Raw genomic sequence first — 26,938 nt, 5'->3', positions numbered from 1 at the left:
AGACCGAGTCTAAATCGTCGATTTTCATCGTTATACTGGATTCGATCAACACAAAAAAAGTGCTGCTGGAAAGTTCATCAAGAACCTTCCGGCAGCACTGATTCCATGCTTTATTTCTGCCCTTTTTTCGCCTGCTCCTCCATGTAATTGCGCATCCGCTTCATATATTCCGGCGCATCCATCGGGTCGGCGGCGATCATTTCAATGATGCAGAGCTTTCCGGCCCGCTCCTGATCCGCCTGAGCGAACGCCTGCTCAAGCTCCCCGTTTGTCCGCACCGTCGCCGTAAACGCCTCTCCGCCGAAGGCTTCGGCCAGCTTCGTGTACGACCAGCGCGGAATCTGGTTGTAGCGCTGATTCTCTGTTTTCACGTTCAAGTATTTTTCGATGGTGTATCCGTCATTATTCAGAACGAAAATGATCGGCTTGCAGCCGTAATACAGCATCGAGCTGATCTCCTGCGCGGTCAGCTGCAGCGAGCCGTCCCCCGTAAACAGCAGCACCCTGCGGTCCGGGGCGGCAATGCTGGCACCATAGGCTGACGGCGTGGCATAGCCGATCGACTGCCACCCTCCCTGCGTAATATACGTGACGTTCCGGGGCAGCCGAACATAAGCCATGCCGTTATAGAACGTTCCCGTCTCGGCGACGACGATGTCGCCTTCCTTCAGCATGCGCTGGATCCTTGGATAATAAGTCGAGGCGAGCAGCGGTGCTTCGGGTTCACCCGTAACTTGATCATACGGAAACGCCCCCTTGCCGGCGGCGGCGCTGCCTTTATAACCGATCTTTTGCAGCTCAAGCAGCATGTCGGCAGCCAGCACATTCGGGAATTCAGCTCCTCCCACCTTGACCATCTTGGGCTGAATATCGACGGTAACGAGCGGATTCAATTTGGCGGTGTACGTGCCCGTATTGCTGTCGGCCCATACCATCCCGACCGCGATGACGCAGTCGGCTTGTTCCACCGCCGTTTGTACTTCAGACGAACCAAACGAGCCGCCGTACACCCCGATATAGTTGGGGTGTGACTCATCGAAAGCACCTTTACCGAACATCATCGTCGCCACCGGAATATTCATGGCATCTGCCAACTGGCGCACCGCCGTTTGAAGTCCAAAACGCATCGCATTCACGTCAACCAGCAAAATCGGCTTGCGGGCCCGGTCAAGCAGCTGGCGCACCTGGTCCGCCGCTGCTTGAAGAGTCGTCAGGTTGGATGACGGTTTTGGCGGTGTCGGTTCTCCCCTTCCCATAACAGGCTTTGAGACCAAGTCGTCGGCGATCACCAGATAGACCGGCTTTTTCTTCTCCTTGGCGATCCGGATAGCCGTCGGAATTTCGATCTCGGCATTCTCCGGCGTAACGACGGCCGAATAGGCCGTAATCGGCTCATACACCTTGCGAAAGACGTCAAAATTGCCGTCCATCAAGGTGTGGTGCATCAGCTTATGCTCCTTCTGATCCTTGTCCGGAGGGGATCCGACGATATGAATCAGCGGAATGTGCTCGCTGTTTGCCCCGGCGATCGCGTTGCAGGCACTGAGTTCACCGACGCCGAACGTCGTAATCAGCGCCGAAATGCCTTTGATCCTGGCGTAAGCGTCCGCCGCGTATCCCGAGTTCAATTCATTTCTTCCATTGATAAATTCAATGCCGTTATACTTCTCCAGCGTATCGAGCAGGGTAAAATTATAGTCTCCGGGCACGCCGAAAATTTCGGTAATTCCCTCAAGCTTTAAGCAGTCAAACAAATACTGGCCGAGACTTTTCCCTGTGGTGCCAGATTTCTGATCGGTACTTCCCGTCGCCGTCATGTTACCCATTCTTCGCTCACTCCTTATCCATTTCTTGGGCTGTTTCTGTATAACATTACCCTTTCCGTGGACAGGTTATTCTACACGAGGATTCAAATCGTCCCCAAGAGTGGAATATAAGGAAGTTCTGTCTTGAAGCCGATGTTTTTTTTCATTTACAAAAAAAGACCTCGGCATAGGTCGTATGCCTCGGTCTGCATTACAAGGTTGCACATCCTCAGGTTATGCGTTGTTCTTCAGCGGGAGCCAGGCGAGCACGTCTTGAATTTTGGCGTCCCAATATCCCCATTCATGGCTTCCCGGGCCCTCTTCGTATGTATAATCCAGACCCGACTGCTTGCACGCTTCGCGGAACATAACGTTGTCCTCGTACAAAAAGTCCTCGGTACCGCAGCACTGGTACAGCATCGGTTTCGGCCCTTCCGACTTCGCACACTGTTCCATCAGCCAGAACAAGTCCTCCTCGCGGTTCTTTTCCGGCTTGTCGCCATAGATCAGCTTGTAGTCCGTGAAAAGGTCCATATTTTCCGGAACATGGAGACCATTCATCGCACCTGACAATGAAGCGGCGGCCGCAAAGCTCTCCGGTTTGCTTAGCGCCCATTTGAACGCCCCGTAACCTCCCATGGACAGCCCTGCAACGAAATTGTCCTCCCTTTCCGCCGATAGCGGGAAGAAAGAACGGGCAATGCTTGGGAGTTCCTCGCTGATAAACGTCCAGTACTTGTTCCCGTAAGCCATGTCCGCGTAGAAGCTGCGGTGCACCTGGGGCATAACGACCGCCAGTCCCGTCGATGCGACATAACGCTCGATCGACGTTCTGCGCAGCCAGATGGAATCGTCATCCGACAATCCGTGGAGCAGATACAGCGTCGGATGCTTGTCCGCAAATGTGTTATTCTGCATCCCGATCTGATGGCGGGTCTGCTGCGGAAGAATGACCGTCATGGAAGTACTGAGCTGCAGCACGTCCGAAAAAAAGTGACATTGAATCAAAGCCATGATATAAGTCCACCTCTCTATAATCGATCCATTGGATCGGCTGCCGTTTCTTCCCGCCTGCTCCATTGCCTGCTGCAAGCGGGTACCGGTTGTTCGGCCTCCATCATTATTGTAACGCGTCATGGCAAAAAGTTCATGATGATTTTTGGGTGTAACGAAGGTGGGATCGAGGCTATCTATTGTCCATGCTGCCCGCCAAGTTTGTCAGAAGCCGCATGCCGGTCCGAATCTGCTCCTCATTGACAAAGCTGTAGCTGAGCCTGAACCAGGACCGCATTTCGCGCTTCGGGTCAAACACCGCGCCTGGAACGAACGAAACCGCCTCCGCGGTGGCGCGCTGCCATAACATGTCCACAGAAAGTTGATCCGGGAGCTTCACCCACAGGTTGAGACCGCCTTCAGGCACAGTCCACTGCCAGCCGGTGTCCCGGAGTGACTCGATCATCAGATCCCGCCGGATCTGAAGGGCAATCCGCAGCTTTTCCAGGTGATTCTGCATCCGCTCTGATCCGAAATAGTGCAGAAACAGCTTCTGATTGACGAGCGGCGAGCCGTTATCCGCAAGCGACTTCAAGGTTAACAGCGGCTGGATGACCGAGCTTCGGCCCACCACAGCACAGATCCGAAGACCTGGAGCTACGTATTTGCTGAAGCTGCTCAAATAGATAACCCATCCCTCCGTGTCATAGGTAAACAGCGGTAACGACGGAGGCTCTCCGAAATAAATGTCCCGAAACGTATCGTCCTCAACGAGCAGGCACTGATATTTCTCGGCCAAGGCGACCAGCTCTTTCCGCTGACCGGCAGGGACCGAATAGCCCGTTGGGTTATGAAAGGTCGGATTCATATAAAAAAAGCGGGGCTTGTGCCGTTTCATCATCTCCTCGACCTGGACAAGGTCGTATCCGCCGGGCGAAATGTCGACGGGGAGAAAACGCGCCCCCTGAGCGCGAAAAATATCCAGTGCCGCGCTGTAAGTCGGACGCTCCACCATCACGGCGTCCAGCGGACGAATATAGAGCCGGGCTAACAGATCAATAGCCTGCTGCGCACCGGATGTAATGATCAACTCGTCCGCCGATATACTCACCTTGAGCCTTCCTGTCATGTAATCGCCCAGAAAATCCCTCAGCTCGGCATCCCCCTGCAAATCGGAATAAGTGCCGATCATTTTCGGATAGCGGTCAAACACCTCTTTGACATATTGGGACAGATACAAATTGGGCAGCAGATTGGGATCAATCAGCGCCTGCGAAAATTGATAAACGGAAGGCACACGCTGAATGTCGGACATCTCGTTCCGATAGGTCCGGGCAGCAGCTGAGCTTTTTTCATAGGTTGGCAGTCCCGTGATTTCATGCATCGGAGCAACATAATACCCCGATTTTTCCTTTACGTAAGCCTTCCCCTCTTCCTTCAGCAGCTGGTAAGCGCGAAAAACGGTGAGCCGATGAACCTGCAGCTCCCCGGCCAGCATCCGGATCGAAGGAAGCTTGTCATGGGCAACAAGTTCTCCCCGCTGAATCCTGGCGACAATATGATCATAGACCTGCCGGTACAGCAGCGGATGATCCTTCTGTGTCGTCTGCAATTTCATTTTCCCTCCGGACATCAAATGGGTTGTAGACTCATTGTACTATAAACCCGCGTCCATCTGTTCTGTGATCATGCATCTGTTCTGTAAGCCTCCTTGTATGATGGGAAGACAACCAAAGGAGGATTTAGCATGATACTTGTCAACTACTTGCTAATGTGTCTTATTTTTGGCACCACGTTTCTGGCCATTAAAATCGGGGTGGACGCGTCCGCTCCGCCCTTTTTCTCGGCGGGACTGCGCTTTTTTGCGGCCGGCTTGGCGCTGTTTTTGTGGATGGTTTGGCGCAAAAAGTCCCGTTTCCGTCTTCTGCTGCGCAAAGAAATGCTGCTGAGCGGCATCCTGCTGACCTTCGGCACGTTTGCGCCGCTCTATTGGGCCGAGCAGCACGTTTCTTCCGGATCCGCCGCCGTCTTCTCGGCTACAGGTCCGCTGATCATTTTACTCATCCAAATGCTGGTCTTCAAAGCAAAGAGCACGACGAGGACCGTCGCCGGCTGCCTTCTAGGTTTCGCGGGCGTCCTGCTGCTGCTGCTCTCGGACCTCTCTCCCTCCTCCAGAGGCGCCTGGATCATCGGCGGACTGGTCATCCTTGCCGGGGAAATCTGCTACGCCGCAGGAACGCTGTATTCACGAAAGGTGATCCAACGCTTTCCCGAAGCATCGCCCATTGCGCTGAATGCGGCGCAGATGATGCATGGCGGATTCCTTCTGCTTGTGCTATCTCTGCTGACTGAGCCTATACATGCCGCCGGGCTGCCCGCCGGTGCCGCACTCGGTTCACTCGTTTATCTGATCGTTATGGGATCCATGGTCGCCCACAGTCTCTATTATTGGCTGGTTGCCAAGACGAATCCCGTTTTTCCGTCGACTTGGCTGTACATCTCGCCCATGATCGCCATGGCGGCAGGGGCCGTGCTGTATCATGAACGCATCACCTGGCTCTCGGTCGCCGGCATGATTACGATTATTACCGGAACGCTGATCACCAATCTGGACAGCATTCTGCGGGTGATCCGCAGGCCGGTACAACTGACGACAGACGGAACGACGGTCCGGGACTAGCAGCATTTCTTTTCACCATTGCCAATCAACATCCGGCACATCTGCAACCGTGGCAAACCGTGTGCAGATATGCAAATTTTTTTCTTCTTTTCGACCTATAACGTATATGTAAAAAAAAGGAACTATGGACCTCACTTGCACATCCAAATCGAACTATAATCGGAAGCGTCCGGGAATAATCGGCCATTTTACACATACACATGGTTGTCGTCGCCGAAATGTCGTATCTGTAACTTATTTGGGAAAAGGAGAGGAAAGATGATTCAAACCGTAAAATCGAAAACCGGAGCAGCTGCGCTCATCATGGCGTTCATTTCCTTGCTCTTGACGGGGATTTGGAGTGGCACATCGGCTCATGCTGAAGCCGCCTCACCAATCAAAGTCGCCGTGGATACAAAGTGGGTCAACTTTTCAGTGGACCCAGTGGTGGATGGGGGAACTATGTTGGTGCAAATGCGCCCGCTGTTCGAGTCGATGGGAATTTCCCTGAACTGGGACCCGCGTAATCAAACCATCACAGGCCAGAAAGATTCGCTGTCTTTTACCCTGCAGCTGAACAGCAAGGAAGCTACTGTGAACGGAAAAAAAGTATCCCTGGATAAACCCGCGCGGAGCGTCCGTGGAAACACGCTTGTACCTCTAAGATTTGTCGGCGAGGCGACTGGCGGATTTGTCGTATGGGATGCCAAAAATCGCGAAATCACAATATTTTCGGAACAAATGCTGAAACAGCTTGGACTGACCAAAGAACAGGCGGCGGAGATTCTTGCGCACGCAGGAGATACGACAGCAAATCCGCCGGCTGGCACGGAACCAACGGAAAACGACGGCGATGAATCAGCACCGGCCGTACCGGTACAGCTTGATAAGCTTCAAGGAATGTATGTTGGCATGCGCTTGGACCCAGGCGGTTATGAGTGCGGAGGAGCTTGCTGGGATTATTACACCTTCCTTTCAGGCAAAAAGGTTGTCATCGGCGAGCCGGCCACCGGCGGCCCGGAAACCATCGATTGCTCGAAGCTTTCATGCAGAGATTATTCCATTACCAATGGTAAGCTGGTTTTGGGTAACGGAACAACCCACACGATTCGGGTATCGTCCTTAGGAAACCTGTACATTGACGATGTGCTTCTCGAGAGAGTAACGCCGGTTGCGTCCAACCATAAACTAAACGGCAGTTACGTGTATAGGGGTTATTCGGGAATGGCTGGAGTAAATTCGGCCTCCTCGGCATGGGAGGAACGATTGACTTTCCAAACCGACGGTACGTTCAAAGCCGACAACTTCACCCTTGGTACACAGGAGGCTGGTTCCGGAACAACCAATAGCTCCGCGGGGTCTAGCGGAACGGGTACGTACAGCATTTCGGGAAATACGATTACCCTCAAGTTTACTGGCGGTACAGTTGAACGTTACGTCTTTTTTATCCACACCGGCAAAGATGGAAAACCAAATGTTCAGGATGTTCAAATCGGCAGCCGGAATTTCTTCGTTGATGCGGAATAAGCTCTATCCAGCTGCTTTTGCATAAAATCACACAATCAAAAACGGCCGATCAGGAGTCATCCTGACCGGTCGTTTGCCGTCTAACGATGTTTTGCGTTAAACCATCTCTTAAATTAAGCCCGCCTCCCGAAGAAATGATCGTACCACCTCGGTTTGGTAGTTGATCCGTATGTTCATGTCGAGGCTCCAGCACGTTTCAACGGTTACCGCTTTGGCCTTTAGCCGATCTGCCGCGGCTGTCCGGGAAGAGCCTTTCAGCTTGTGCATCCGGATATGAAAACGATGAGAACGGCGGACCACCCTCCCGTTCATATGCTTGATCACCCTCCGGACAGCGGGTACAGCCGGGCTACCTGAATCCGTAATCAGCGTCTGTCCCAGCACGTCTGTGCTCGCGGACGACAGGCCGTTGGCTTCGTGAAGATCCAGGTACCAGGCAGGTTTATACTTTCGCATGATTTTATACAAAGCACGCGACATTTCATGCGTTGTACGGCCTGACGGACCGCGCGGGAACGTCCGGTTCAAATCCGGCTTGCCCCGGATTCGCTTTTTGAAAGCAGGCCGGTTGGCAATAGGGACTACGATCAGCGTGCCCCGTTCAATCGTCCAATCGCCGTTTTTCAGCTGTCTAACCAGCTTCTGCGCGGCGCGAATGCTCCCCACTTCCCTGCCATGAATGCCTGCCACGATCATGAAAACAGTACCAGGAGCATCACCGTCAAAAATGTGCATCGTTGTTTCAAACGAGGTTCCTTGGGCGAGTTTGCGACTTTCGTACAACATAGCCTTCACCACCTCCGATACGGTATCCTATGCTAGATTGATAGGAGGTGTACAGGCAGGTGTTGTCCGGAAGTTATGATTTTATCCCTATTCCATTACGATCACCTTTTCAGCATCCTCATCAGCATTTCCGCCGACGGTGTTCCATACGGCTTCTCATCCGCTTCCTCGACGATCAAGGCGTTCACGATGTAAAAATACCAGTGAAGCAGCTCGCGAGGATCGCCTTCGGCAAACTCCCCGGCCTCTTGCCCCTGCACGAACAAAGGAATCAGCGGCTCGATCATGGCATCCGCCGAGTGCTCCTTCAGAATGTCTGCGGCGTCCTTGGGAATGGCGTCAAGGCTGCGGACGGCGCGGAGAATGAGCATAAAAGCAAATTTGTTCTCGCTGAGCATATTTTCCGTCAGCGCTTGAATCTGCTCATATGGCGTGCCCGGCAGGCTCGGCACATTCCCCGTCTCTCTCCGCCCTTCCTCCATCAGCTCCTGGACGATGCTGGTAAACAGCTCATCCTTGGACGTGAAATAACGATAAATCAGCCCCTCGCTGACGCCGGCTTCCGCCGCGATCATGCTGGTCTTCGTTCCTGTAAAGCCGCTGCGGGCAAAAAGCTTTGTCGCGGCCTGCTTGATTTGATTTTTCCTCTCATCCCGGATATGGGCCAGCTGTTCCTTATTTAATGGCGACAATAGACTCCGAACTCCAATCTCTCAAAAAATAATGTATCCCTATTGTACCATGACGTTCCTTTTGGATCACCGTGCTTGCTTCATTTCCCCAGCCACCGCCAAGGGGAGGACTTTATTCTGCAGAAATGCGTAAAACTGTTGCGGCCGGGAAAAGCACGCCAAATGGCCGGCCTGATGGATGAGCACGAATTCTTTGTAAGGGGCATCAATGCGGCCGCAATACGCTTTGGCCGTTGCCGTCGGCGTAATAAAGTCCGAATCCCCTTGAACAATAAACACAGGCAGCTCGAAGCGATATCCGATCTTGTCAAAATCAAAATGGACCATGTCTTCATGAAGAGCTTCAGCGGAAAATTTCATACCTTTAAACATATCCGACATGTCCCTCATCGTGTGTTCCGGAGATGACAGCATCGAAGGCATGATCAAATCCGTGATCATATTAGGCACACCACGTATTGCCTTCACCATAAGCCGGTTGCGTGTATCGACATCCCTGCTGTTCCAGGTAGAAGGATCGGTCCCCATACGCTCGAGCAGTTCGGCTCCCTTCTTGTTGCCCGAAGTTCGGAATGCCTCCAGCAGCAATCGATGCCCGACGTGTTCGGGATCGGGAGCGTTCTGATCCGTCCCTACATAAGCGTGGTATAAATCCGGACGGTGCGCAGCCATCATGATGCCGGTAAGGCTGCCGACCGAACTGCCAACCAGAATTAGCTTTGTCTGCTGGAGCTTGCCGCATAGATATTCGGATAACTCGATCCCGTCCTCCACCAATCGGTCGAAGGTCAACAATCCGCTGCCTTGTTTGCCATTGCGCCGGAAGGTCTTCCCCGCACCCCGCTGATCCCACTGCACGATCGTAAAATCCTTTTCCCAGGAACGCAGCAGTGGACTGAAGATGGAGTACACCGATCCCGGTCCTCCATGAATAAACAGCAGTATCGGATTGCGCCGGTTTTCTCCCCGGATGGTCACCCATTGTTCAATCCCGCCAATACGCACAAAGCCGGATTCAGCGATTCCTTCGGAAGCTGTTATACGAAGCAGCCGCGCATTTTTTTGTTGATTTCTTTTCCGCATCACGATATGAACCAAAGCATTGCTCATATGAATTCCCCGCTTTCGTTTTATAATGAGTGAGTTATTCACTCATCTTTAATCATAAAGATAATGGATTCCCGGATCCATTGTCAATAGTTATATGAAATTTTATCCCTGATGAAATGCCAAAAGCGGCCAACGCCTTTTCGCATTGACCGCTTTTATTATTGTCCTTGATTTACGGCTTTTTGGGCAGATGATTCGCCTCCCGAATGAGGGAGAAGTATTGGTCCGCCAGCACCGGCTGGTATTCCGGCCCGAGCGAATCCGTCAGCTTCACCACATCGGTCGGCGTCATATTCCAGGCCAGCAGCCCGAGGGATACGAACAACGGAGATTTGCCATCCCACTTTGCTTTGGCGTCCGCCAGAATCTTTTGTCCGTCCTGTACGGTACTAATGCCCTGGATCGTCGATACCGGCAGGTTTCCATTCAGGATTTCCACACCGAAATGATCTTCCCAGCTCAGGAGCAGTCCGTTTGGACGGTAGTTATCCTCATAAGCTTTGACGACCGAGTCGCTTAGCGGAACGTTTTGGTTCGCAACGCGGTTCAGTACGTAGGGTACGGTCATTCCGGTCTTTTTCAGGTAGGAGGACGTCTTCTTCAGGAATGCAGGCAGCGTATTCTCCGGCCAAGCGTTCGGGTAGAAGTACCCGCCGCCGGAAGGTCCGGCGATCAGCTGGTCATTCGCCGTTGCCGTGCTTCTGTAGTAGTTCAGCATAGCCGGTGCCCCGTCGTACAGCATCGGACTGGACGTCCAGTTGATCGGCACTTTACCGCGGTTCGGATCATCCCACAAATTGCGCATCCGGTGCTGGTTATACTGGAAGTTGTCGCCTTCGCTGAAGGTGTACGTCACATAAATTTTATTTTCGAGCTTTGGTGTCTTGACCTTGTCGGACGGAAGCGGCCCTTGGCCTTTGTTCTCCGTACCGGAAAATACGGTCAGATTACTGAACCAGTCGGCAGCGAGAACGTAGATGCTGTGGTTCGATAACAGCTCTACCCCGTTGAACTCGCCTTCAGTATCGTTGCTAAACCAGCCGAGGTAGGGTGTTCCTGCAGGAACATCGGCAAGGATCTTATCAAACAATGCCTTTTGCTCAGGCGTATTGGTGCCCAGCCAGAATACCATCGCCTTGTTGGCGACCGCATAATCGCGGAGATAGCCGTACGGCTCTTTCTGTTCCGATGAAGGCGGAGCTTCGTTGCCCGCAAGCACCTTAAATTGGTTCCACATGTCCACCGAAGCGGTCAACGACTTCGTACCAGCAGGTACTTTAAATTCGTAGACAAAGTACCGCCCGTTGTCTGCGAACCGGTGTCCACCGCTTCCCTCGGAAAGCTGCGAGCTTTGAGCGTCGTACAGGAACGGCTTCTCATCGTCGGTTCCGGGCACGAACTGGGCGATCGTCTGGCCATCAGCCTTCACGGTCACTTCATGAACGGCCGATCCCCATCCGTCCTGCTGGAACGCATCCTCAAAGCGGAGGTATACCGCATCCGTACCCAGGAAAGACGTCAAATCCAGGTCATAGATCTTGCGGTTCTTCGCATCCCGCTCCTGCGTCTTCTCTTCAGCCACCACTTTGAACGACTGCGGGAGTCCCGGAGGCAGCTTCACCGACACATCCGGGCTCAGCCCGATCAGCATCCGGTGCGTCGTCTGCTTCCACAAATTTTCGTACTGCCAGGTGTAGGCATCCAATTTATCCTTAAACTTGCCCTGCAAATCATCGAGCACTTTCAAGCCGTAAGGAGCTGCGGTCAGCTTGGCGCTGAGCTCCGGGCTGGCGACCACCGCATCCTTCAGCCCGGCAAGCGTTGTCGCCACATTAATGCTGTCCGGCACTTTCGGATCATAGACGATGATTCCCTTCACTTCTTTTTTAAAATCGCTTACCAGTTCCCAAGGATCTTCATGCACCGTATAAGGCACCTTGAGATCGTTCAGCCAAGTCATTTTGCCTTCTTCCTGGCTCTCCAGCAAATAAATTCGAGGCTGGTTTCGGTTGACGATGCCCTGGAGGGTCGCCAGCATGATCTTGACGTCTCCGGGGGCGTCATAAACGTCCGCAACGTCCAGATGCTTCACCTTAGCAAAGCTTGGAAGCGCTTGCGATTCCGGCCATTTGATGCCGCTGGATGAGGATGAGGGGTTTGCCGCCGATTCGGCGGACGCGCCCATGGAGATGGACAGTGCACAGACCGCAGCGAGACAAACCGTGGTGAACTTTCGAAGCATGAACAATACACCTCAACTTTACGCTGATTTGGTTGGCAATTGAAAGAAACACCCTACTCCCGGCCCGTATTCGAAACCTCGCCATGCTGAACGCCGAACGGAATCGAGGTTCTCCATTGCTGTTATACAATCTATATTTAATATATCTAATATTGCTTTACAAGGCTTTCGACAAAAATAGTTAAAAAATTAGTACTCGTGGAGCATCCACTTAGTCCATTATTCCGAATAAACGGACAGAAAAAGATATGTCATTTTCATACCAAAAAGCCTCAGGTCACGGATGATCCTGAGACTTTTGCTTCGCACTCTTTACTTGATCGTCAATCGTCCAAGACGATTGCATTCTTCGGCAAACCACACCGTGCCGTCCGCGGCCACAGTGATGCCATGCGGTTCCGACCCCTGTGTCGGAATGTCATATTCGGTCAGTTTACCGTCCACGGTGATGCGGCCGATCCGGTTCGCACCCCATTCCGTGAACCAAAGGTCCTGGCCGATTCCGGACGTGATCGCGTGAGGCTTCGCCCCTTCGGTAGACAGCGAATACTCGCTTATCTCACCGTCCGTCGTGATTCTGCCGACCCGATTCCCGGCGATCTCCACAAACCACAGCGCGCCGTCTGGGCCCGCCGTAATCCCCACCGGTGCGGAACCTGGCGTTGGAAGCGCATAGTGAGTCACTGAACCGTCTGTGTCGATGGTGCCGATCCGATTCCCTTGGTTTTCCGTAAACCACAGCTTCCCGTCACTGCCTGTGGTGATGAACGATGGAAAAGCACCCTCATGGGGAAGCTTGTACTCGGTCACTTCACCCCCAGGGCTGAGCCTGCCGATCCGACCGGTCATCATCTCGGTGAACCAGATCGCCCCGTCAGGCCCTTCAGCGAGACCAAACGGCGCACAGCCCGGGTCGGGCAGCTTATACTCCTTGAACTCTCCGCCTGGCGTCATCCGGCCGATTTGCCCGGCATGATATTCATTAAACCAAAGATCCCCGTTTCGGTCGCACAGGATCGACATCACCCCCGCATTTGGTGTCGGCACGTCAAACGCGGTAAACTCGCCATGCTCATTCCGGGCTCCGATCCGGTTCCTTTTCTGCTCCGTAAACCACACAGTCCCATCACTGCCGGCCGCAATACCGTACGGCCCCGAGTCCGGCAAAGGCAAGGCGAATTCCACCAATTCAATTCTCATTTGACATGCCTCCTTCCTGCAGCATTGGCTTGCCCATCTGCCGCAGCAGATCCATGTCGCCGCTGGCAATGGCGCCCATGAACCGCTCGATTTCTTCGATGTCGTGATCCCACCAGCGGATCTCCAGCAGCTCGGCGATCACCTCGGGTGCGTAGCGCTTGCGGATTTCCTTCGCCGGGTTGCCGCCGACGATGGTGTAAGGCTCGACGTCCCTTGTCACAACGGCTTCGGCCGCGATGATCGCTCCGTCGCCAATCTTCACGCCCGGCAGGATCGTTGCCCTTCGTCCGATCCAGACGTCGTTTCCCACAATGGTATCCCCCTTGATCGGGAGCTGATCCAGTGTTGGTGTGTGGGCTTCCCAGCCGTTTCCGAAAATATTAAAAGGAAACGTAGAGCCGTCCATCCGATGGTTGCCTCCAGCCATCATAAAACGCGCCTCACCGGCAATCGAGCAAAACTTGCCGATAATTAGCTTGGTTCCGAGAAATTCGTAATGATATAGCACCTGATCTTCAAACGACTCTCCATTGATCGCATAGTAGTAAGAATAATCTCCCGCGATCAGGTTCGGCATCGTGATCACGTTTTTGATAAACTGCATATTGTTATCCCCGGGTATCGGATACTTCGCGTTCGGATTAGGACCTGGCATGCAAGTCACTCCTTTCGATTGTTCAGCAGATTGGATAGCGTGTTCGGTCTCCTCATTGCCACACAAAAAAGCCCCCTGTCCCGATGTTCAGGACAGGAGGCTGTATACGCATGGAAATCCGCTGAATCCTCTCGTCAAGAGGGTGCGCCATGATCCCGCATTTAAGAAGCACATGCCCAACCAGCATGACTACTTAAAAAAGCCCGCACGAATCCTATCCTAAACATCGTTTCAAACGATTGTTTTGTGTGGATAGGATTAGTAGATCATTGGCCTAAGGTCACCCTTTCATGACTTGAATGCCCTTAATCTACCATATCGCAGTCACATGTTCAACCCTTTTTCCATAAAGCGCTGCACGATTGCAGTTTAAGTTTTGGCTATGTACACCACATCAGGCTCGACGTTCCGCGGCTGCTCGATGCGAATTTCTTCCACGCCGGCAAAACGGGACTCGAGGAGCGCCTTAAATGCCGGAGACGCCGAAGCACTCCAGAAAGACATGACGCCTCCGGGATTCAGCAGGCGGGTAAGCGCCTTAAGTCCCTCCGGAGAGTACAAGCTTTCGTTGTTCTGAAACACCGTCCAATCCGGCCCGTTATCGATGTCAAAACATAGCGCATCGAACGTCTCGTCGGTCTCGGATATCCATTTCAGCAGGTCGGCGCATACGACCCTCGTCTTTGGGTGGGACAGCGCGTTTCCGGAAAATGGCGCTAAATAAGTCCGGTTCCAGGTGATGACCTGGTCTTCGATTTCCACGACAGTGACTTGACCGGTTTGCGGATGATGCACCGCCTCTCCCAAAGAATAGCCGACACCTAAGCCTCCGATCAGCAGAGTCATCCCGTCTTTGGCGCAGGCATCGATGGCCGAACGGACAAGCCTTTTTTCCGACTCGCCGTTATAGGTGGCCATGAGAAACGTACCGTTACTGATCAATTCGTATTCGCAGCCCCGGCGCTGGAGCTGAATTTCGCCGCGCGGGGTATCGCAGCGTTCCACAACTTCCAATGGGTCTACTAGCACGTAACCGCCTCCCTAGAGATACTCCCATTTCTCCCACATTTCCACCGGATTCAACTCATAGATTTCTTTTTCACGATACAGGTAGTGATGCATAATGAATTCCCTGCGGATCGTGGCAAAATCGGGATGATACGTTTTAATGAACTCGTTGATTTCCTTCTCCGTATATTTTCGTCCCATATCCAGGTTTCGCACCATAAACTCAAGCACAATCAGCTTTTTCTTGAGTTGTGCCGGGATGTTCTTCAGCCGGCCGTCATCCATGATGAAGCTCTTGAGCACAGTGTCCCGAAGCTTCTCGTTCTTAGCGGACAACTGCGGCCCGGGCTGATCCTCCTGGGGCTCATAATTGCGGATCAGCTTCAGCAGCTGGCCTTCCGTACGCTCGATCATGTCCTGCGAAATCCGGTAGTACGACACGTTCTTTTCCCGGCGCTCCATGACAACCCCGACTTCCTTTAATTTGGCGATATGATGCGTGATCGTCGCAGGGGTGACACCCAGCTTCTCCGCAAGGGTCATTCCGTTAATTTCTTCTTGAGACAGGAGTACCAGAATCCGTATCCGGTTCCGGTCGGCTAAAGCCTTATAATAATTGACCAGTTTATCGAGCTGCAGAAAAACCACCCTTTATATGCATATTAAATTTAATGTTTATTAAATATAAGGATAATCAATATTTTCGCTTCCGTCAAGAAAAGCGCAGGGGAAGCCACTGTGCCTAAAGCTTGCAACGGTTATTTATCAGGATCGGGCTATTGCCGGAAAAGGTGCCTTCCAGAAAAAAAAAGACCCCATCTCGGGAGTCTGGTCATTGTGAAAATATGCTGTGTGTGAATAAAATCTAGATTGAACGCATCCTGGTTACGCTCTCCTTTGCTTGGCTGTGCTTGGCTTCCTGCTCTTCGGTTACCCGATCAAGCCATTCTTCCACCAGGACGCGGAATAACCTGCTTTGTTCGATCTGTAGATTATGGCCAGCCCGATCAAGCATGACGAAGCTTGCCCGCGGATACTCGTTCGCAAACGCCCACTGATTCCGGTAACCGACAATATGATCCTGCCGGCCGGCCAGAATAAGCACGGGCTTCACATAAGGGGTGTCCAGCTGCTCCATTTCAGGCGAGAAATCATAACGCTGGCGTAAACGCTCCAGAAACGGCCGATTAGCTTTTTTGAGCCCGGTCACAATTTCCCGTTCAAACCGGCTCCAATTGTACTCGTCCTGTACCGTATGCATTCCGCTAAATTCACCGGTGTCCGGATGGTTCAACTGCGACATAAATTCTTCATCCCGGGCAATGAGCTGAAATGCCGGCGCGTCGTGCTTCGCCTGTCCGGCCGTCGGGCAAATGAGGAGCAGACCCTCGATTTGATGCTGACGCTTCTTGAGCAGTCCTCTGGACAAGTAGCCGCCATAAGATTCTCCAGCCAATATAAAAGGTTCATCCCCCAAAATTTCTCCAACAAACTCATCGAGCGCCTCCAGCATATCATCCGTACTCTGGATACCGTCCGTAACGGTGCTGTCCCCCATTCCCGGCAAATCCGGATAAATCCTTTTCCAGCCGGATTGGCTCTTGAACACCGGCTCCATACATCCCGTCATGAGGTGATGGTCACAGGAAAACCCATGCAGCAGCAAAACCGGCTTACCGTTGCCGTGAATCTCGTAGTGAATCGTCGTATGTTTCAGCTCGCATTTCATAAAGAATGCCTCCTCACTATTTACATAGATATCTATGTATTACAGTGTATCGAATAATTATATAGATGTCTATGTATTTGTGAATGAAGCATTAGAACCTCTTGAATATTTGCTCCAACAGCGATTCAAGCTGAACCTGCTCCTTGTCGGAAAGTCCGCCGTATATGGTCTCGTTGAGACGGGCGGACACTTCCTCGAACACCGGCTCCAATTCTTTTCCTTTCGGCGTCAGCGAAACGAGCGTCATGCGGCTGTCTTCCTTGCTCTTCACTTTGCGGACATATCCCAGCTTCTCCAGTTTGTTTACGAGCACAGTGACCGTCGGCTGCGTCCGGTCGATTTTTTCGCTCAACACGGTTATGGGCTGCATGTCCTGGGTATACAGCGCCCACAAAATATCCCCGTGTGAGGAGACGATGCCCTCGATGCCGCGCTGTTCCAGTTCCGATATGATCATAGCGTTAATGGCGTTGCGGATTTTGCTGAACATGGTGGCTGCGTTTTTTTTCATCCTAATCCCATCCTGTTTCTCAAATTATATTAAAGCTCTACGAGAAAACTTATGAATAACCGGCTACATATGTCCGCTATTCCTGCTTAAATTTATGAAAATGCAGCGTAAACGCAGTCGACTCGCCTTCGGCCGAATCAACCGTCAGGCGGTGGCTGAGCTTCAGGGCCATCTGACGAGCCAAATAGAGCCCCATACCCGTGGATTTGGCTTCGGTTCTGCCCGTTCCGCCCGTAAAGCCTCTATCAAAAACACGCGGCAGATCCTCCGCCTTGATACCAATCCCCGTGTCTTCAATAACCAGCCGCTTCTCGGCGGCATCCTCCTCATAACGGAGCAGGATGCGGCCGTTCTCGCCGGTATATTTGAGCGCGTTAGATACGATCTGGTCGATCATATAACCCAGCCATTTGCCGTCGGTATGAACGAAAAGCGGCTTGCCGGCCATCAGAAACTGGATTCGCTTGTTTATAAACAGCTTGGCGTATTTCTTGACGCTTGCTTTAATCAGAGGCTCCAGCGCGGTTTCGGTAATCAAGTAATCCCGGTTGAACGAGTCGATCCGTGAATAATAGAGTGCTTGCTCCACATAATGATCGATTTTGTCGATCTCGTCCTCCAGCTTGTCCATGACAGCTTCCGGATTGTGAGTCATACCGTTCTCCAATAGGAGCCTGGACGCGGTAATCGGCAGCTTTACTTCATGAATCCATGACATGATAAAGTCCTGGTGATCCTTCTTCTCAAGAAGCTGCTGCTGCAGCTGGGCAGAGTGCAGGCGTTGAAGCCGCCCGGCCCATTCATTAACGATTGCTTGCAGTGGATGCTGTGATTCGGGAAGGAGGGCTGTTACTTCCTCCATTTTGCTGATCTTCATTTGTCGAAGCATTTGATAGTAAGGTCTCCGGTAATAATAGCCGATCACCATGTACAGCGCGGCACCGGCAAAACAGATCATATTCAAGTACACCATGTTCTCTATTCCGGAAGAACCGTCCGAATCCATATACATAAACAGTGTCACAACGGTCATCAGCAGGATGTAGAACGCGATAAACCAGCTTTTGACCTTTACATAGTCCACAAATTTCATGGTATCAGATACCCTTGCCCCTTCTTAGTCACAATATAATCCTTCTTCCCGAGGTCAGCCAGCTTCTTCCGGATTCGGACAATATTCACGGTAAGCGTATTATCGTCAATAAAACTTTCGTCTGCCCACAGGCTCCGCATCATCTTCGTTCGTCCGACGATCGTGCCTGCATGCCGCATCAGCATGTTCAGGATGATAAATTCGGTTTTGGTCAGCTCTGCCCGGTGCTCTCCGACGGACACATCCCCGTCGTTCAGGTTCAGCAGTACGCCTTGATGCTCGATAACATGGGTTTGTACATCAAGGTAGGAGTACACTCTTCGCAGCATAGCGTTAATCTTGGCCATCAGCACATCCATATGAAAAGGCTTCTGGATAAAATCGTCCCCTCCCATATTCATTGCCATCACCATATCCATCGGCGTCGTCCGCGAGGACAAAAAGAGGATCGGTACCTTGGACACCTCCCTGATCCGGCTGCACCAATAGTAACCGTCGAACTTTGGAAGGTTGATATCCAGAATGACCAGTCCAGGGGCCTGTTCACTGAACAAAGACATCACTTGTTCGAAATCGCTGACCAGGATCGGTTCGAATCCCCATTTCGCAAGCGAGTCCCCGATCATCTCCCGGATTACGGGTTCGTCCTCCACGACCAAAATTTTCATGTTCATCCGGTTCATCCTTTGCTCATGCACTTATATCGTATCCTTATTGTAAACTACATCCTCCCCTGCCTCCAGCTTTTCCGCCCAATGTGACAAAATCGTTAGGTTCTTCCTAATACCGTAAGCTTTGATGCATTTTGACTCCTTTATAATGAACACTACCGGGCTTGGTAACAGCAAAGAACAAGGAGAGATTTTATGCAAGGACATGGTAAAATAGCGCTGACCTCAGCAGTGGCGAAACAGAGATTTCCCGGAACGTGGGCCGGGGGAATCGCCTTGATCGTATCGCCTATACTGCTTCTGGCGGGCATCCTGCTCCGCTCACCGTATCACTTTTTCTTTCCCGACCAGTTGGCAGCTTATGACAAGCATCCGCTGCAGATGACGGCTTCGTACAGCCTGTTCGGGGCTGGGATTATCATGCTCTGGCCGGCCGTCCTGCTGCTGGTCCAGTCGATCGGCGTTTCGAAACCGCGCTTCGCGCTTTGGGGCGGATTATTCGTCATTTCAGGCCTGTTTGCCCGCACCTTCCATGCAGGAGTCGATCATCTGGCTTTTCAACTGGTGAAAACGGGCGGCGTTGGTCAGGCGGTGAACACGGTCGGAGATGCGTACGGTGCCTTCCACATCTACAGCACTTTTAATCTCGCTATCATCTTAGGATGGATCGTGCTGGCCATCGGCTCTTACCGTTCCGGAACGCTCGGCTTGGTCCAATCCGCAGCACTGGCACTGGCCAGCGCACTCCCGCTCGGCGTTTTGAAAGGAACGACGCCATGGTCCATCGCGGCAGCCGGAGGGCTTGCCGTTGCTTTTATTCCGTTCGGGTGGACCATACTGCGCAGCACCCCTTTTCCCGGATGGTTGAAAATAGGAACTTGGACGCTGATCGTTTGCGCCGGGATTTCCCTGTTCACTTTGTTCGGCCGCATGGGTTAATGAAGTCTAATACAGACCCCCATTAAGGAGGAGACACAATCAATGAATGTCGTTATCGAAGGCAAACAAATCTCCAAAGTATACGGATCGGGAGACAGCGTCATATCCGCCCTGCAACACATCGACCTAACCGTCAAGGAAGGCGACAGCGTGGCTGTTATGGGACCGTCAGGCTCGGGAAAGACGACGCTGCTCAATATTTTGGCCACCATTGATTCCCCGACCTCGGGCGAGGTGGTGATCGACGGACACAACATCCTGAACATGAACGAAGAGCAGCTGTCTTCGTTTCGCCGAGACCGGCTGGGCTTCGTTTTTCAGGATTACAACCTGCTCGATACGCTGACAGTTAAGGAGAATATCGTGCTTCCGCTGGCCATTGCCAAAATGAATGTCGGGCAGCTGGAGCAGCGGGCAAGCGAGGTTGCGGTCCGGTTCGGGATCCAGTCTATTCTGGACAAGTATCCGTACCAGATATCGGGCGGGCAGAAGCAGCGCACGGCCGCTTCCCGGGCGATCGTGACGAAACCCGCGCTGCTGCTGGCCGACGAGCCTACCGGGGCGCTCGATTCCAAATCGGCGACCGACTTTCTGGAGAGCTTGAAGGAACTGAACGAACAGGAAGGAACTACAGTTCTGATGGTTACCCATGACGCCTATGCCGCCAGCTACTGCAAGCGGGTGATTTTCATCAAGGATGGAAGCCTGTTCACCGAATTGGTCAAGGGAAGCCAGTCGCGCAGGGACATGTTCAAAAAAGTGCTGGATGTACTGGCCGTACTGGGAGGCGGAGCCATTGACGCTGTTTGACGTAGCGAAGAAAAATATTCAGGGGAACGTCAAAAACTATTTAATCTACCTGCTGTCCATGATTTTCAGTGTCATGATTTACTATATTTTCGTGTCGCTTCAATATAGCCAGGCCATTGCTGAAGGACTGCAGTCCTCCGAAGGCCTCCGGGCCATTCTGTCCCAGGCATCCGTCATCCTGATCTTGTTCACAGCCGTATTCGTATGGGGCTCGAACGCCTTCTTTACCCGAAAAAGAAAGAAGGAGGTTGGTTTATATGCTCTGCTCGGAATGCGGAGACAAACGATCGCCCGGATGCTGTTCTATGAAAACCTGATCATGAGTCTGGTTGCCTTGATCTTAGGCGTCTCTCTCGGCACCCTTTTATCAAAGCTGTTCACAATGATTTTGCTGAAGCTGCTGGATAACCCGGTCCGAGCCGGGTTTGAAATTCACATCGGGGCCATTGGTCAAGTAACATTGGTATTTGCGGTCCTGATTCTGATCACTTCCATGCAGGGGTACCGGCTGATCTATAAGTTCAAGCTCGTGGAGCTATTCCAAGCCGAGCGAAAAGGCGAGCATGCGCCCCGAATTTCTCGGCTCGCTGCAGGGCTGTCCGTCATCCTCATTGCTCTGGGTTACTGGACTGCTTTTAAACCTGTAAGTACGACCCAAGGTATTCTTGTCAACTTCTCCATCATTTTTATTGGACTAGGCGCAGGCACCTATCTGTTGTTCCGCTCCCTTGTCATTGCGCTCTTACAGCTGTCATCACATCATAAAAAAAGGTATTACCGCGGCATCAACATGATCGGCACTTCCCACCTGCTCTACCGGATCCGCAGCAATACGGTCATGCTGACCACGATCGCGCTGCTCAGTTCCTTGACCTTGTGCGCGGTAAGCGTCGGCTACAGCTTTTTTTATACCCAAAAGCAGAGCGCCGAACAGGAGATGCCGTTCAGCTACACCTACGCCGCTTCGGAAAACGGGCTTGATGCAACGGCCAGACAACTCATTCTCTCGGACGCCAAGCATTCGGTTATCGCCGAAATCGACCTTTCTGTGATTGCGACCGATGCCGATCTGACCCGGTTTGCCTATCATCCGGGAAATTATGAGACAAATGAGGTTCCCGTAAAGCTGATATCTGCATCAACGTATAATCAGGCCGCTTCGACACTGGGCTATAAAGAACGTCTTCAGCCCGCAGGTCGGGATGTTGTCCTCGTTCGCCCATTGTACACGAACCTATCGGCTGATGAGGTACAAGGAAATCGAATATCCGTCACCACGGGGAATGAACAGGTGAGCTTAGAGGTGACTGGGGTTGCTGAAGGACGCATCCTCCCTTGGGGCTATCCGGATCTGTGCATCGTCATGAGCGACAGCCTGTTCAGCCAGTTGAGCAAGAGCCTCGAAGCCAGCACCTATAAGGCCTTTAAAGTCAGGGGCCAGGAAACGACGAAGGAAACGGCAACGGCGCTCATCAAGCTTTCTGGAGACGGAAGCGGAATGGCAACATTCTATCAGCAGTACCGCCAGAATGTGGAGAACGCCGGCATCAACGTCTTTACGCTCGGATTTCTCGGGCTGGTCTTTCTGGCAGCTACCGGGAGTATCATCTACTTTAATCAGTTGACCGAAGCGGAAGCCAGCAAAGGAAGCTACGGCATTTTGCGCAAAATCGGCGTAAGCCGTAAAGATATCCGGCGGTCGGTCGCCGAGCAGGTGCTGTTCGTGTTTGGACTCCCGCTGATTGTCGGACTGGTCCACAGCATCATGATGCTAAAGGCACTTGCCGGCATTAACCTGATCAGCGGCCTGTTCGCCGTTCCGATCCTCCTCTCCGGCGGGGCTTATCTTCTGATCTATCTCGCCTATTATGCGTTTACGGTCAAAACCTATTATCGGACCGTATCGGCACAGCAATAAATATAGCAAAGGGGGATGCCCGTGGTGTATACCATGGGACATCCCCTTCTTCAATCGGTAGGGGCAGCACGCAATCCCTAGTACAGCAAATCCTTGCCGTACTGCTCTCCCTCTAACATATCGTAAACCACAAGCTTGTAATCGTTCAGAAGCTTCTGCTGCTCCGGCGTCAAGGCGGAGATCACGGCGTTATCCTTGCCGATTAACACGCTTTTGTTCAAGCCGGGAATTTCGGACTTCACCTTCTCCAGCAGCTTGTAATACGCCGGCATGCTCTGGCCGGACAGCTCGAACACGGTCGGTCCGATAAAAGCGGGACTCATCGTGCCCGGAGATTTGCTGCCGATATCAAAGTTCGCCAAGTAGATCAGCTTCGTCTCATGCTTCAGGCGCGGGTTGTCGTTAAATCCGGCCTGCGCATACACCCCTGAGGACAATGCCGGAAGGTGATCGCCCCAGAACGCGACGATCGTCGGCCGCTGAATCGTCTTCAGCTGTTGGCTCAAGTAAGCCACCGCCTCATCCGTCAGCTTGGTATCATGCGTGTACGTTTCCAGCTCGTCTTTGTATTCCGGTTTGACGCCGGAAACCGTAATCGTGTTCGAACCGTTCAGCCCTTTGGTAAACGGAAAATGGTTCTGCATCGTCACCAGGTGCAGGAACGTCGGCTTGCTCGCCGACTTCAGCTCACGGACGGCTTCCTGCACGGCGGCCATGTCGGAAATGTAGCCATTCGGCGTATACCGCTTGGCGTTCGGCAGGTCCTTCTCGCTCGTGAATTGGTCGAAGCCGAGAATCGGATACACCCGATTGCGGTTGTAGAACGTGTCATCGAACGGATGCAGCGCCAGCGCCTCGTATCCCCGGTCCTTCAAAATGCTGACGATGGAAGGCAGTGAGGGCATTTTGACAATTCGCTGCTGGTACGGAATCGACCCGTCCTTCAAAAAATACATCGACAGGCCGGTCAGCGCCTCAAATTCCACATTGGCCGTGTTGCCTCCGAACTCAGGGGACAGCAGAAAACCATCCGGCGTCGATTGGGCGTTCTGGTGAATAAACTTCAGCGGATCCTCGCTGAACGTATAGGACGGCATCCGGGTCGGATCAAAAAAAGCCTCGTCCATCATATACATAATATTCGGCTGCTCTACCGCTTTGGTTGGCAGCGTACCGGTAGATGCTCCGTATTTTTGCGCGATGGCTTCGATCGCTTCTTTGCTGTAACCCTCCGGCTTCTCGATCAGGTTCTGCATCAGGTTGCCGGCGAAGGCGTACACGAACCCGTTCTGGGCGTAGTTGACCTTCTGGTTCCACGGAATGTTCTGATACTTCAGCGATGTGGCCAGCGCGTGCTGGCCTCCTACCATTTGTATAAATCCGCCGACTGCCACCAACGAGATAATGCCAAGCGTAATCCGAAGCGGAAGACGGACCTTGACCTTTGGCAGCTTCAGCATCAGATAGATCAATGCCGCAACGAGCAGCACCGATACGACTACCGCTGTCGGCGAAATCATGCCCTTCGTAATTTTCGTCATTTCCTGGGCGTTCTTGATCTGCATCAAATCCCATGGGAATAAAGGCTCGCCCGTTGTGGACAGCTTCTCATAATTGGCGATCCCGAGGACCACGCATACGATAAAAGCGATCAACGCCCCCGTATAGACATTCGGAATGATCATGGCACAGACCAGCAGCACGAAAAAGAAAAACAAACTGCCGGACAAATACAGCCAGTAATATTGGGAAATCCAGTTCAGCACGCTACCGATATTCATTCCGAGCGAAGCCGCCTGCATGAAGAAGTTCAAAATAAAACCGCCGAGCAGCAAGGAGAAAAGGGTTATCCCCACCCGCCTGGACGGCACAAATAATTGGCGCACGGTATCACTCCCATCTGTTCTCAAGCGAACAGTATACGCCAATTATCTTAAAAAAACATTAAAATCATACGAAAATTTAACATTCTCTTCATACTGACATTACAATTCTGTGAATTGACAAACCCCCACGGAAATACCGTGAGGGCCGATTCATACATCTATCTGCTTGCGAACTTTGCTAGAAGCTGTTCACCATCGCATCGATTTCTTGCATTTGTTTAGCCGATAATGGGCCAAGGGATACAGCACCTGCCAGTTCCTCCACCTGCCGTCTCGTTTTAAAGCCCGGAATCGGGATCGCGGCATCGCTTCTCGCCCACAACCAGGCAAGAGCTCCCTGCACCAGCGTCCGCTCGCCGCTCGTCAAAATTTCTTTGATGGCGTCAAGCTTCTCAATGAACTCGGGAAGGGGGCTGCCGTCTTTAAAGTACCTCACCCAGTCATGCCCGCTGCCTCTGACATCCGTATTCGGCAGGCTTGTCTCCGGCCGGAATTTGCCGCTCAAAAGCCCCATCGCCAGCGGCGTGTTGTTAATGCTCGCAAGACCCAACCGCTCGCAAACGGCCACGACGTCACGGTTGTCATGGAGAACATTTTGCTCATGCTGAATGGCGGCTGCATGCGACCGGCTGGCGAAAAATTCGGCGTTCTCCGCATCCCCCGTGCTCCACCCGTATGCCCGGATAAGCCCCTCCCCGCGCAAACGTTCGAGCGGATCGATCACGGACTCCATCTCTTCGCGGGTCAATGAACCCGGATGAATCTGCAGCAAATCGATGTAATCGGTCCCCAGCCGTCGGAGCGAACGCTCGCAGGCAAAGCGGACATAGGAGGGCGAGACGTCGTAACGCAAATGCACTTCCCTGTTCGCGGCGTCCTGCAAAAATCCGAATTTGGTGGCGATGACCACTTGATGGCGGCGCCCCTTGACCGCACGCCCCAGCACTTCTTCACTATGTCCGGTTCCATAAGCGTCGGCCGTATCAAAGAAGGTTACTCCCATGTCCAGTGCCGTATGGATGGCCGCCTCCGATTCCGCATCGTCCACCTCTCCCCATCCGTCAGGCAGACCGCCGAGCGTAAAGTTTCCGCCAATCGCCCAGCACCCGAGCCCAAGCGGACTTACAGGAATACCGGATGATCCCAAGGTTCTGTTCATCAACATTTCCTCCCTTTCGCTTGTGTATGGCTTCATTATAATAAGGGAAATGGCTTATGATCAGAGCCAATACATGCGATTTTGGAAGAACCAATTTAGATGAATTACCGACAAGGGTTTGTCGACCGCCTGGGCCGGTAGGTCCGAATTATGCGTTTGTAAAGTAGTTCTGATCGATGTCAGCAATCAACCCGGGCTGCACGGGAGACCAGCCCAACTGCTCTTGGGTCCGGGTGCTTGAGGCCGGGTTGTCCATCTTTACCATGGCCGCAAGAAAACCGAAATGTTCTTCAGCCTTCTCGGGGGAAATGCCTTTTACCGGCACTTCAAGGCGTTGACCAATAATATTGGCGATATCTTTAAACGAGATCGCTTCTTCGCCGACACCGTGCAGCCGTGCGCCGGCAGGAGCCTTTTCCAAGGCCAACCGGAACAGGTGCGCAAGATCGAGAAGGTGCACAGCGGACCAGCGATTAGAACCATCGCCTAAGTATGCCGAGACGCCTTTGGTCTTGGCTAGGTGAATGAGTGCCGGGATGAAGCCATGATCCCCTTGGCCGTGTACGGATAACGGGGGCCGCACCACCGATACACGCACACCTCGTTGGGCGAATGACAGTGCCGTCTCTTCGGATGGGATCCGAAGCGCTGCGAACGACTGGGAATCCATGGGGTCTTCTTCCATTGCGAGACGGCCTGGTCTAAGAAGGGCGGTACCGGATGTGACAACGAGGGGCCGATTCGTTCCCGCGAGCGCTTCGCCCAACGTCTCGATCGCTCGCCGGTCCGCTTCGGCGGTATCTACAAAGTTCGTGGTTTCGTCAAAGTTGTTAAAATCCGTGTTAAAAGCGGTGTGAATGACACCTTCCGATGCCTCCGCGCCAGCTTTAAGGCTGTCGAGATCATGGAGGTTGCCCCGATGCACCTCAACCCCGGCGGCAGTCAATGCTTCAGCCGATTTGTCTGAGCGGGCAAGCCCCACCACATGATGTCCGGCACCCACGAGTTCGCGGACGACAGCGGCACCGATAAAGCCTGTTGCTCCTGTAACAAAAACACGCATAGTAAAGTCCTCCTAAAGCTGTAGAGTAGTTTAGCTGCTGCATCTCTTGCGGCGGTAATCTCTTATCCCCTTGCCGCTGATTCAACGCTAAACTTAGCATACTCCACAGCTCACCCCGATCTTTGCCTGATCCTCGCCACTCTTTGCCTGATATTCTGATATGTTTCCCTAATCTGATCGAACCCCTGCCTCACCCACACAACACCATTCGATCAGTCCATGATTAGTTCTCTTTGAAGCAATCTGGAAACGTCCCTTCTTGGCGGGCGTCCAAAATAAGCGCTGTAATCCCGGCTGAACTGGGAGTCGCTTACATACCCTACAAGCCGGCATGCTGTGGTTGCGTCCATTTGGCGAGATAACATCAGATGCCGGGCTTCTTGAAGGCGCAGCGCTTTTTGGTATTGCAGCGGGCTCATCGACGTGACTGACTTAAAATGCTTATAAAAAGTAGACACACTCATATGCTCCAATTCCGCTAA

The 26,938-nt window shown here is 52.6% G+C and carries 24 protein-coding genes; 5 read left to right on the top strand and 19 right to left on the bottom strand.

Features of this window, described 5'->3' with window-relative positions; translation table 11 throughout:
- Nucleotides 1-110 precede the first annotated feature (110 nt).
- From MKY74_RS18225 to MKY74_RS18215, 3 genes are all read right to left on the bottom strand, one after another.
- On the bottom strand, nt 111-1,826 hold the full coding sequence (locus MKY74_RS18225) for an alpha-keto acid decarboxylase family protein (RefSeq protein ID WP_076166903.1): 1,716 nt from the start codon (nt 1,824-1,826) through the stop codon (nt 111-113).
- A 213-nt stretch (nt 1,827-2,039) separates the two neighbouring features.
- Complete coding sequence (locus tag MKY74_RS18220) at nt 2,040-2,819, bottom strand: alpha/beta hydrolase (protein ID WP_076166906.1); 780 nt, start codon at nt 2,817-2,819, stop codon at nt 2,040-2,042.
- A 172-nt stretch (nt 2,820-2,991) separates the two neighbouring features.
- Complete coding sequence (locus MKY74_RS18215; RefSeq protein ID WP_076166909.1) at nt 2,992-4,416, bottom strand: aminotransferase-like domain-containing protein; 1,425 nt, start codon at nt 4,414-4,416, stop codon at nt 2,992-2,994.
- A 129-nt stretch (nt 4,417-4,545) separates the two neighbouring features.
- Here MKY74_RS18215 and MKY74_RS18210 point away from each other — a divergent pair, with 129 nt between their 5' ends.
- Together MKY74_RS18210 and MKY74_RS18205 are read left to right on the top strand one after the other, a co-directional pair.
- The gene (locus MKY74_RS18210; RefSeq protein ID WP_076166912.1) at nt 4,546-5,478 is read left to right on the top strand and encodes a DMT family transporter; all 933 of its coding nucleotides are present in this window, start codon (nt 4,546-4,548) and stop codon (nt 5,476-5,478) included.
- A 258-nt stretch (nt 5,479-5,736) separates the two neighbouring features.
- Complete coding sequence (locus MKY74_RS18205; RefSeq protein WP_076166916.1) at nt 5,737-6,984, top strand: stalk domain-containing protein; 1,248 nt, start codon at nt 5,737-5,739, stop codon at nt 6,982-6,984.
- 108 nt (nt 6,985-7,092) lie between these two features.
- On the opposite strand, the gene MKY74_RS18200 is transcribed toward MKY74_RS18205, so the two are convergent.
- From MKY74_RS18200 to MKY74_RS18145, 12 genes are all read right to left on the bottom strand, one after another.
- On the bottom strand, nt 7,093-7,770 hold the full coding sequence (locus MKY74_RS18200) for a succinylglutamate desuccinylase/aspartoacylase family protein (RefSeq protein ID WP_076166920.1): 678 nt from the start codon (nt 7,768-7,770) through the stop codon (nt 7,093-7,095).
- Nucleotides 7,771-7,871: 101 nt separating this feature from the next.
- Nucleotides 7,872-8,462: a TetR/AcrR family transcriptional regulator gene (locus MKY74_RS18195; protein WP_076166923.1), complete on the bottom strand. Its 591-nt coding sequence runs from the start codon at nt 8,460-8,462 to the stop codon at nt 7,872-7,874.
- Nucleotides 8,463-8,528: 66 nt separating this feature from the next.
- Nucleotides 8,529-9,572, bottom strand: a complete 1,044-nt coding sequence (locus MKY74_RS18190; protein WP_076166926.1) for an alpha/beta fold hydrolase — start codon at nt 9,570-9,572, stop codon at nt 8,529-8,531.
- A 172-nt stretch (nt 9,573-9,744) separates the two neighbouring features.
- Complete coding sequence (locus MKY74_RS18185; RefSeq protein ID WP_076166929.1) at nt 9,745-11,814, bottom strand: GxGYxYP domain-containing protein; 2,070 nt, start codon at nt 11,812-11,814, stop codon at nt 9,745-9,747.
- 312 nt (nt 11,815-12,126) lie between these two features.
- Entirely contained in the window at nt 12,127-13,014 is an 888-nt protein-coding gene (locus MKY74_RS18180) for a Vgb family protein (protein ID WP_076166932.1), read from the bottom strand.
- Complete coding sequence (gene vat(I) / locus MKY74_RS18175; protein ID WP_076166935.1) at nt 13,004-13,669, bottom strand: streptogramin A O-acetyltransferase Vat(I); 666 nt, start codon at nt 13,667-13,669, stop codon at nt 13,004-13,006. The genes MKY74_RS18180 and vat(I) overlap by 11 nt, the downstream gene beginning before the upstream one ends.
- Nucleotides 13,670-14,038: 369 nt before the next feature.
- Complete coding sequence (locus MKY74_RS18170) at nt 14,039-14,698, bottom strand: spermidine synthase (protein WP_244169170.1); 660 nt, start codon at nt 14,696-14,698, stop codon at nt 14,039-14,041.
- Between the two features lie 12 nt (nt 14,699-14,710).
- Nucleotides 14,711-15,316 (bottom strand): DUF2087 domain-containing protein, encoded by a 606-nt coding sequence (locus MKY74_RS18165; RefSeq protein WP_076169394.1) that lies wholly within the window; start codon nt 15,314-15,316, stop codon nt 14,711-14,713.
- 226 nt (nt 15,317-15,542) lie between these two features.
- Entirely contained in the window at nt 15,543-16,406 is an 864-nt protein-coding gene (locus MKY74_RS18160) for an alpha/beta fold hydrolase (RefSeq protein WP_076166942.1), read from the bottom strand.
- 91 nt (nt 16,407-16,497) lie between these two features.
- Nucleotides 16,498-16,917: a MarR family winged helix-turn-helix transcriptional regulator gene (locus MKY74_RS18155; RefSeq protein ID WP_076166945.1), complete on the bottom strand. Its 420-nt coding sequence runs from the start codon at nt 16,915-16,917 to the stop codon at nt 16,498-16,500.
- Nucleotides 16,918-16,993: 76 nt separating this feature from the next.
- On the bottom strand, nt 16,994-18,010 hold the full coding sequence (locus MKY74_RS18150) for a sensor histidine kinase (protein ID WP_076166948.1): 1,017 nt from the start codon (nt 18,008-18,010) through the stop codon (nt 16,994-16,996).
- Nucleotides 18,007-18,678, bottom strand: a complete 672-nt coding sequence (locus MKY74_RS18145; protein ID WP_076169397.1) for a response regulator transcription factor — start codon at nt 18,676-18,678, stop codon at nt 18,007-18,009. The genes MKY74_RS18150 and MKY74_RS18145 overlap by 4 nt, the downstream gene beginning before the upstream one ends.
- Nucleotides 18,679-18,876: 198 nt before the next feature.
- Between MKY74_RS18145 and MKY74_RS18140 the strand changes: the two genes are divergently transcribed.
- Genes MKY74_RS18140 through MKY74_RS18130 form a run of 3 tightly spaced genes read left to right on the top strand, consistent with a single transcriptional unit; the run spans nt 18,877 to nt 22,348 of the window.
- Entirely contained in the window at nt 18,877-19,620 is a 744-nt protein-coding gene (locus MKY74_RS18140; RefSeq protein WP_076166951.1) for a hypothetical protein, read from the top strand.
- Between the two features lie 42 nt (nt 19,621-19,662).
- The gene (locus MKY74_RS18135) at nt 19,663-20,430 is read left to right on the top strand and encodes an ABC transporter ATP-binding protein (RefSeq protein WP_076166953.1); all 768 of its coding nucleotides are present in this window, start codon (nt 19,663-19,665) and stop codon (nt 20,428-20,430) included.
- Nucleotides 20,417-22,348 (top strand): ABC transporter permease, encoded by a 1,932-nt coding sequence (locus MKY74_RS18130; RefSeq protein ID WP_076166956.1) that lies wholly within the window; start codon nt 20,417-20,419, stop codon nt 22,346-22,348. Before MKY74_RS18135 ends, MKY74_RS18130 begins: the two co-directional genes overlap by 14 nt.
- A gap of 77 nt (nt 22,349-22,425) precedes the next feature.
- On the opposite strand, the gene MKY74_RS18125 is transcribed toward MKY74_RS18130, so the two are convergent.
- The 4 genes from MKY74_RS18125 to MKY74_RS18110 all read right to left on the bottom strand — a co-directional run bounded on the left by MKY74_RS18125 (nt 22,426) and on the right by MKY74_RS18110 (nt 26,920).
- On the bottom strand, nt 22,426-24,234 hold the full coding sequence (locus MKY74_RS18125) for an LTA synthase family protein (protein ID WP_144025344.1): 1,809 nt from the start codon (nt 24,232-24,234) through the stop codon (nt 22,426-22,428).
- A gap of 178 nt (nt 24,235-24,412) precedes the next feature.
- Nucleotides 24,413-25,393: an aldo/keto reductase gene (locus tag MKY74_RS18120; protein ID WP_076166964.1), complete on the bottom strand. Its 981-nt coding sequence runs from the start codon at nt 25,391-25,393 to the stop codon at nt 24,413-24,415.
- 148 nt (nt 25,394-25,541) lie between these two features.
- The gene (locus tag MKY74_RS18115) at nt 25,542-26,456 is read right to left on the bottom strand and encodes an SDR family oxidoreductase (protein ID WP_076166967.1); all 915 of its coding nucleotides are present in this window, start codon (nt 26,454-26,456) and stop codon (nt 25,542-25,544) included.
- Between the two features lie 212 nt (nt 26,457-26,668).
- Entirely contained in the window at nt 26,669-26,920 is a 252-nt protein-coding gene (locus tag MKY74_RS18110; RefSeq protein ID WP_251675128.1) for a helix-turn-helix domain-containing protein, read from the bottom strand.
- Between the last annotated feature and the right edge of the window lie 18 nt (nt 26,921-26,938).

It is taken from the genome of Paenibacillus sp. FSL R5-0378 (assembly GCF_038009285.1).
Classification (GTDB): domain Bacteria; phylum Bacillota; class Bacilli; order Paenibacillales; family Paenibacillaceae; genus Paenibacillus_AQ; species Paenibacillus_AQ favisporus.
This window is presented reverse-complemented; position numbering and strand designations above follow the sequence as displayed.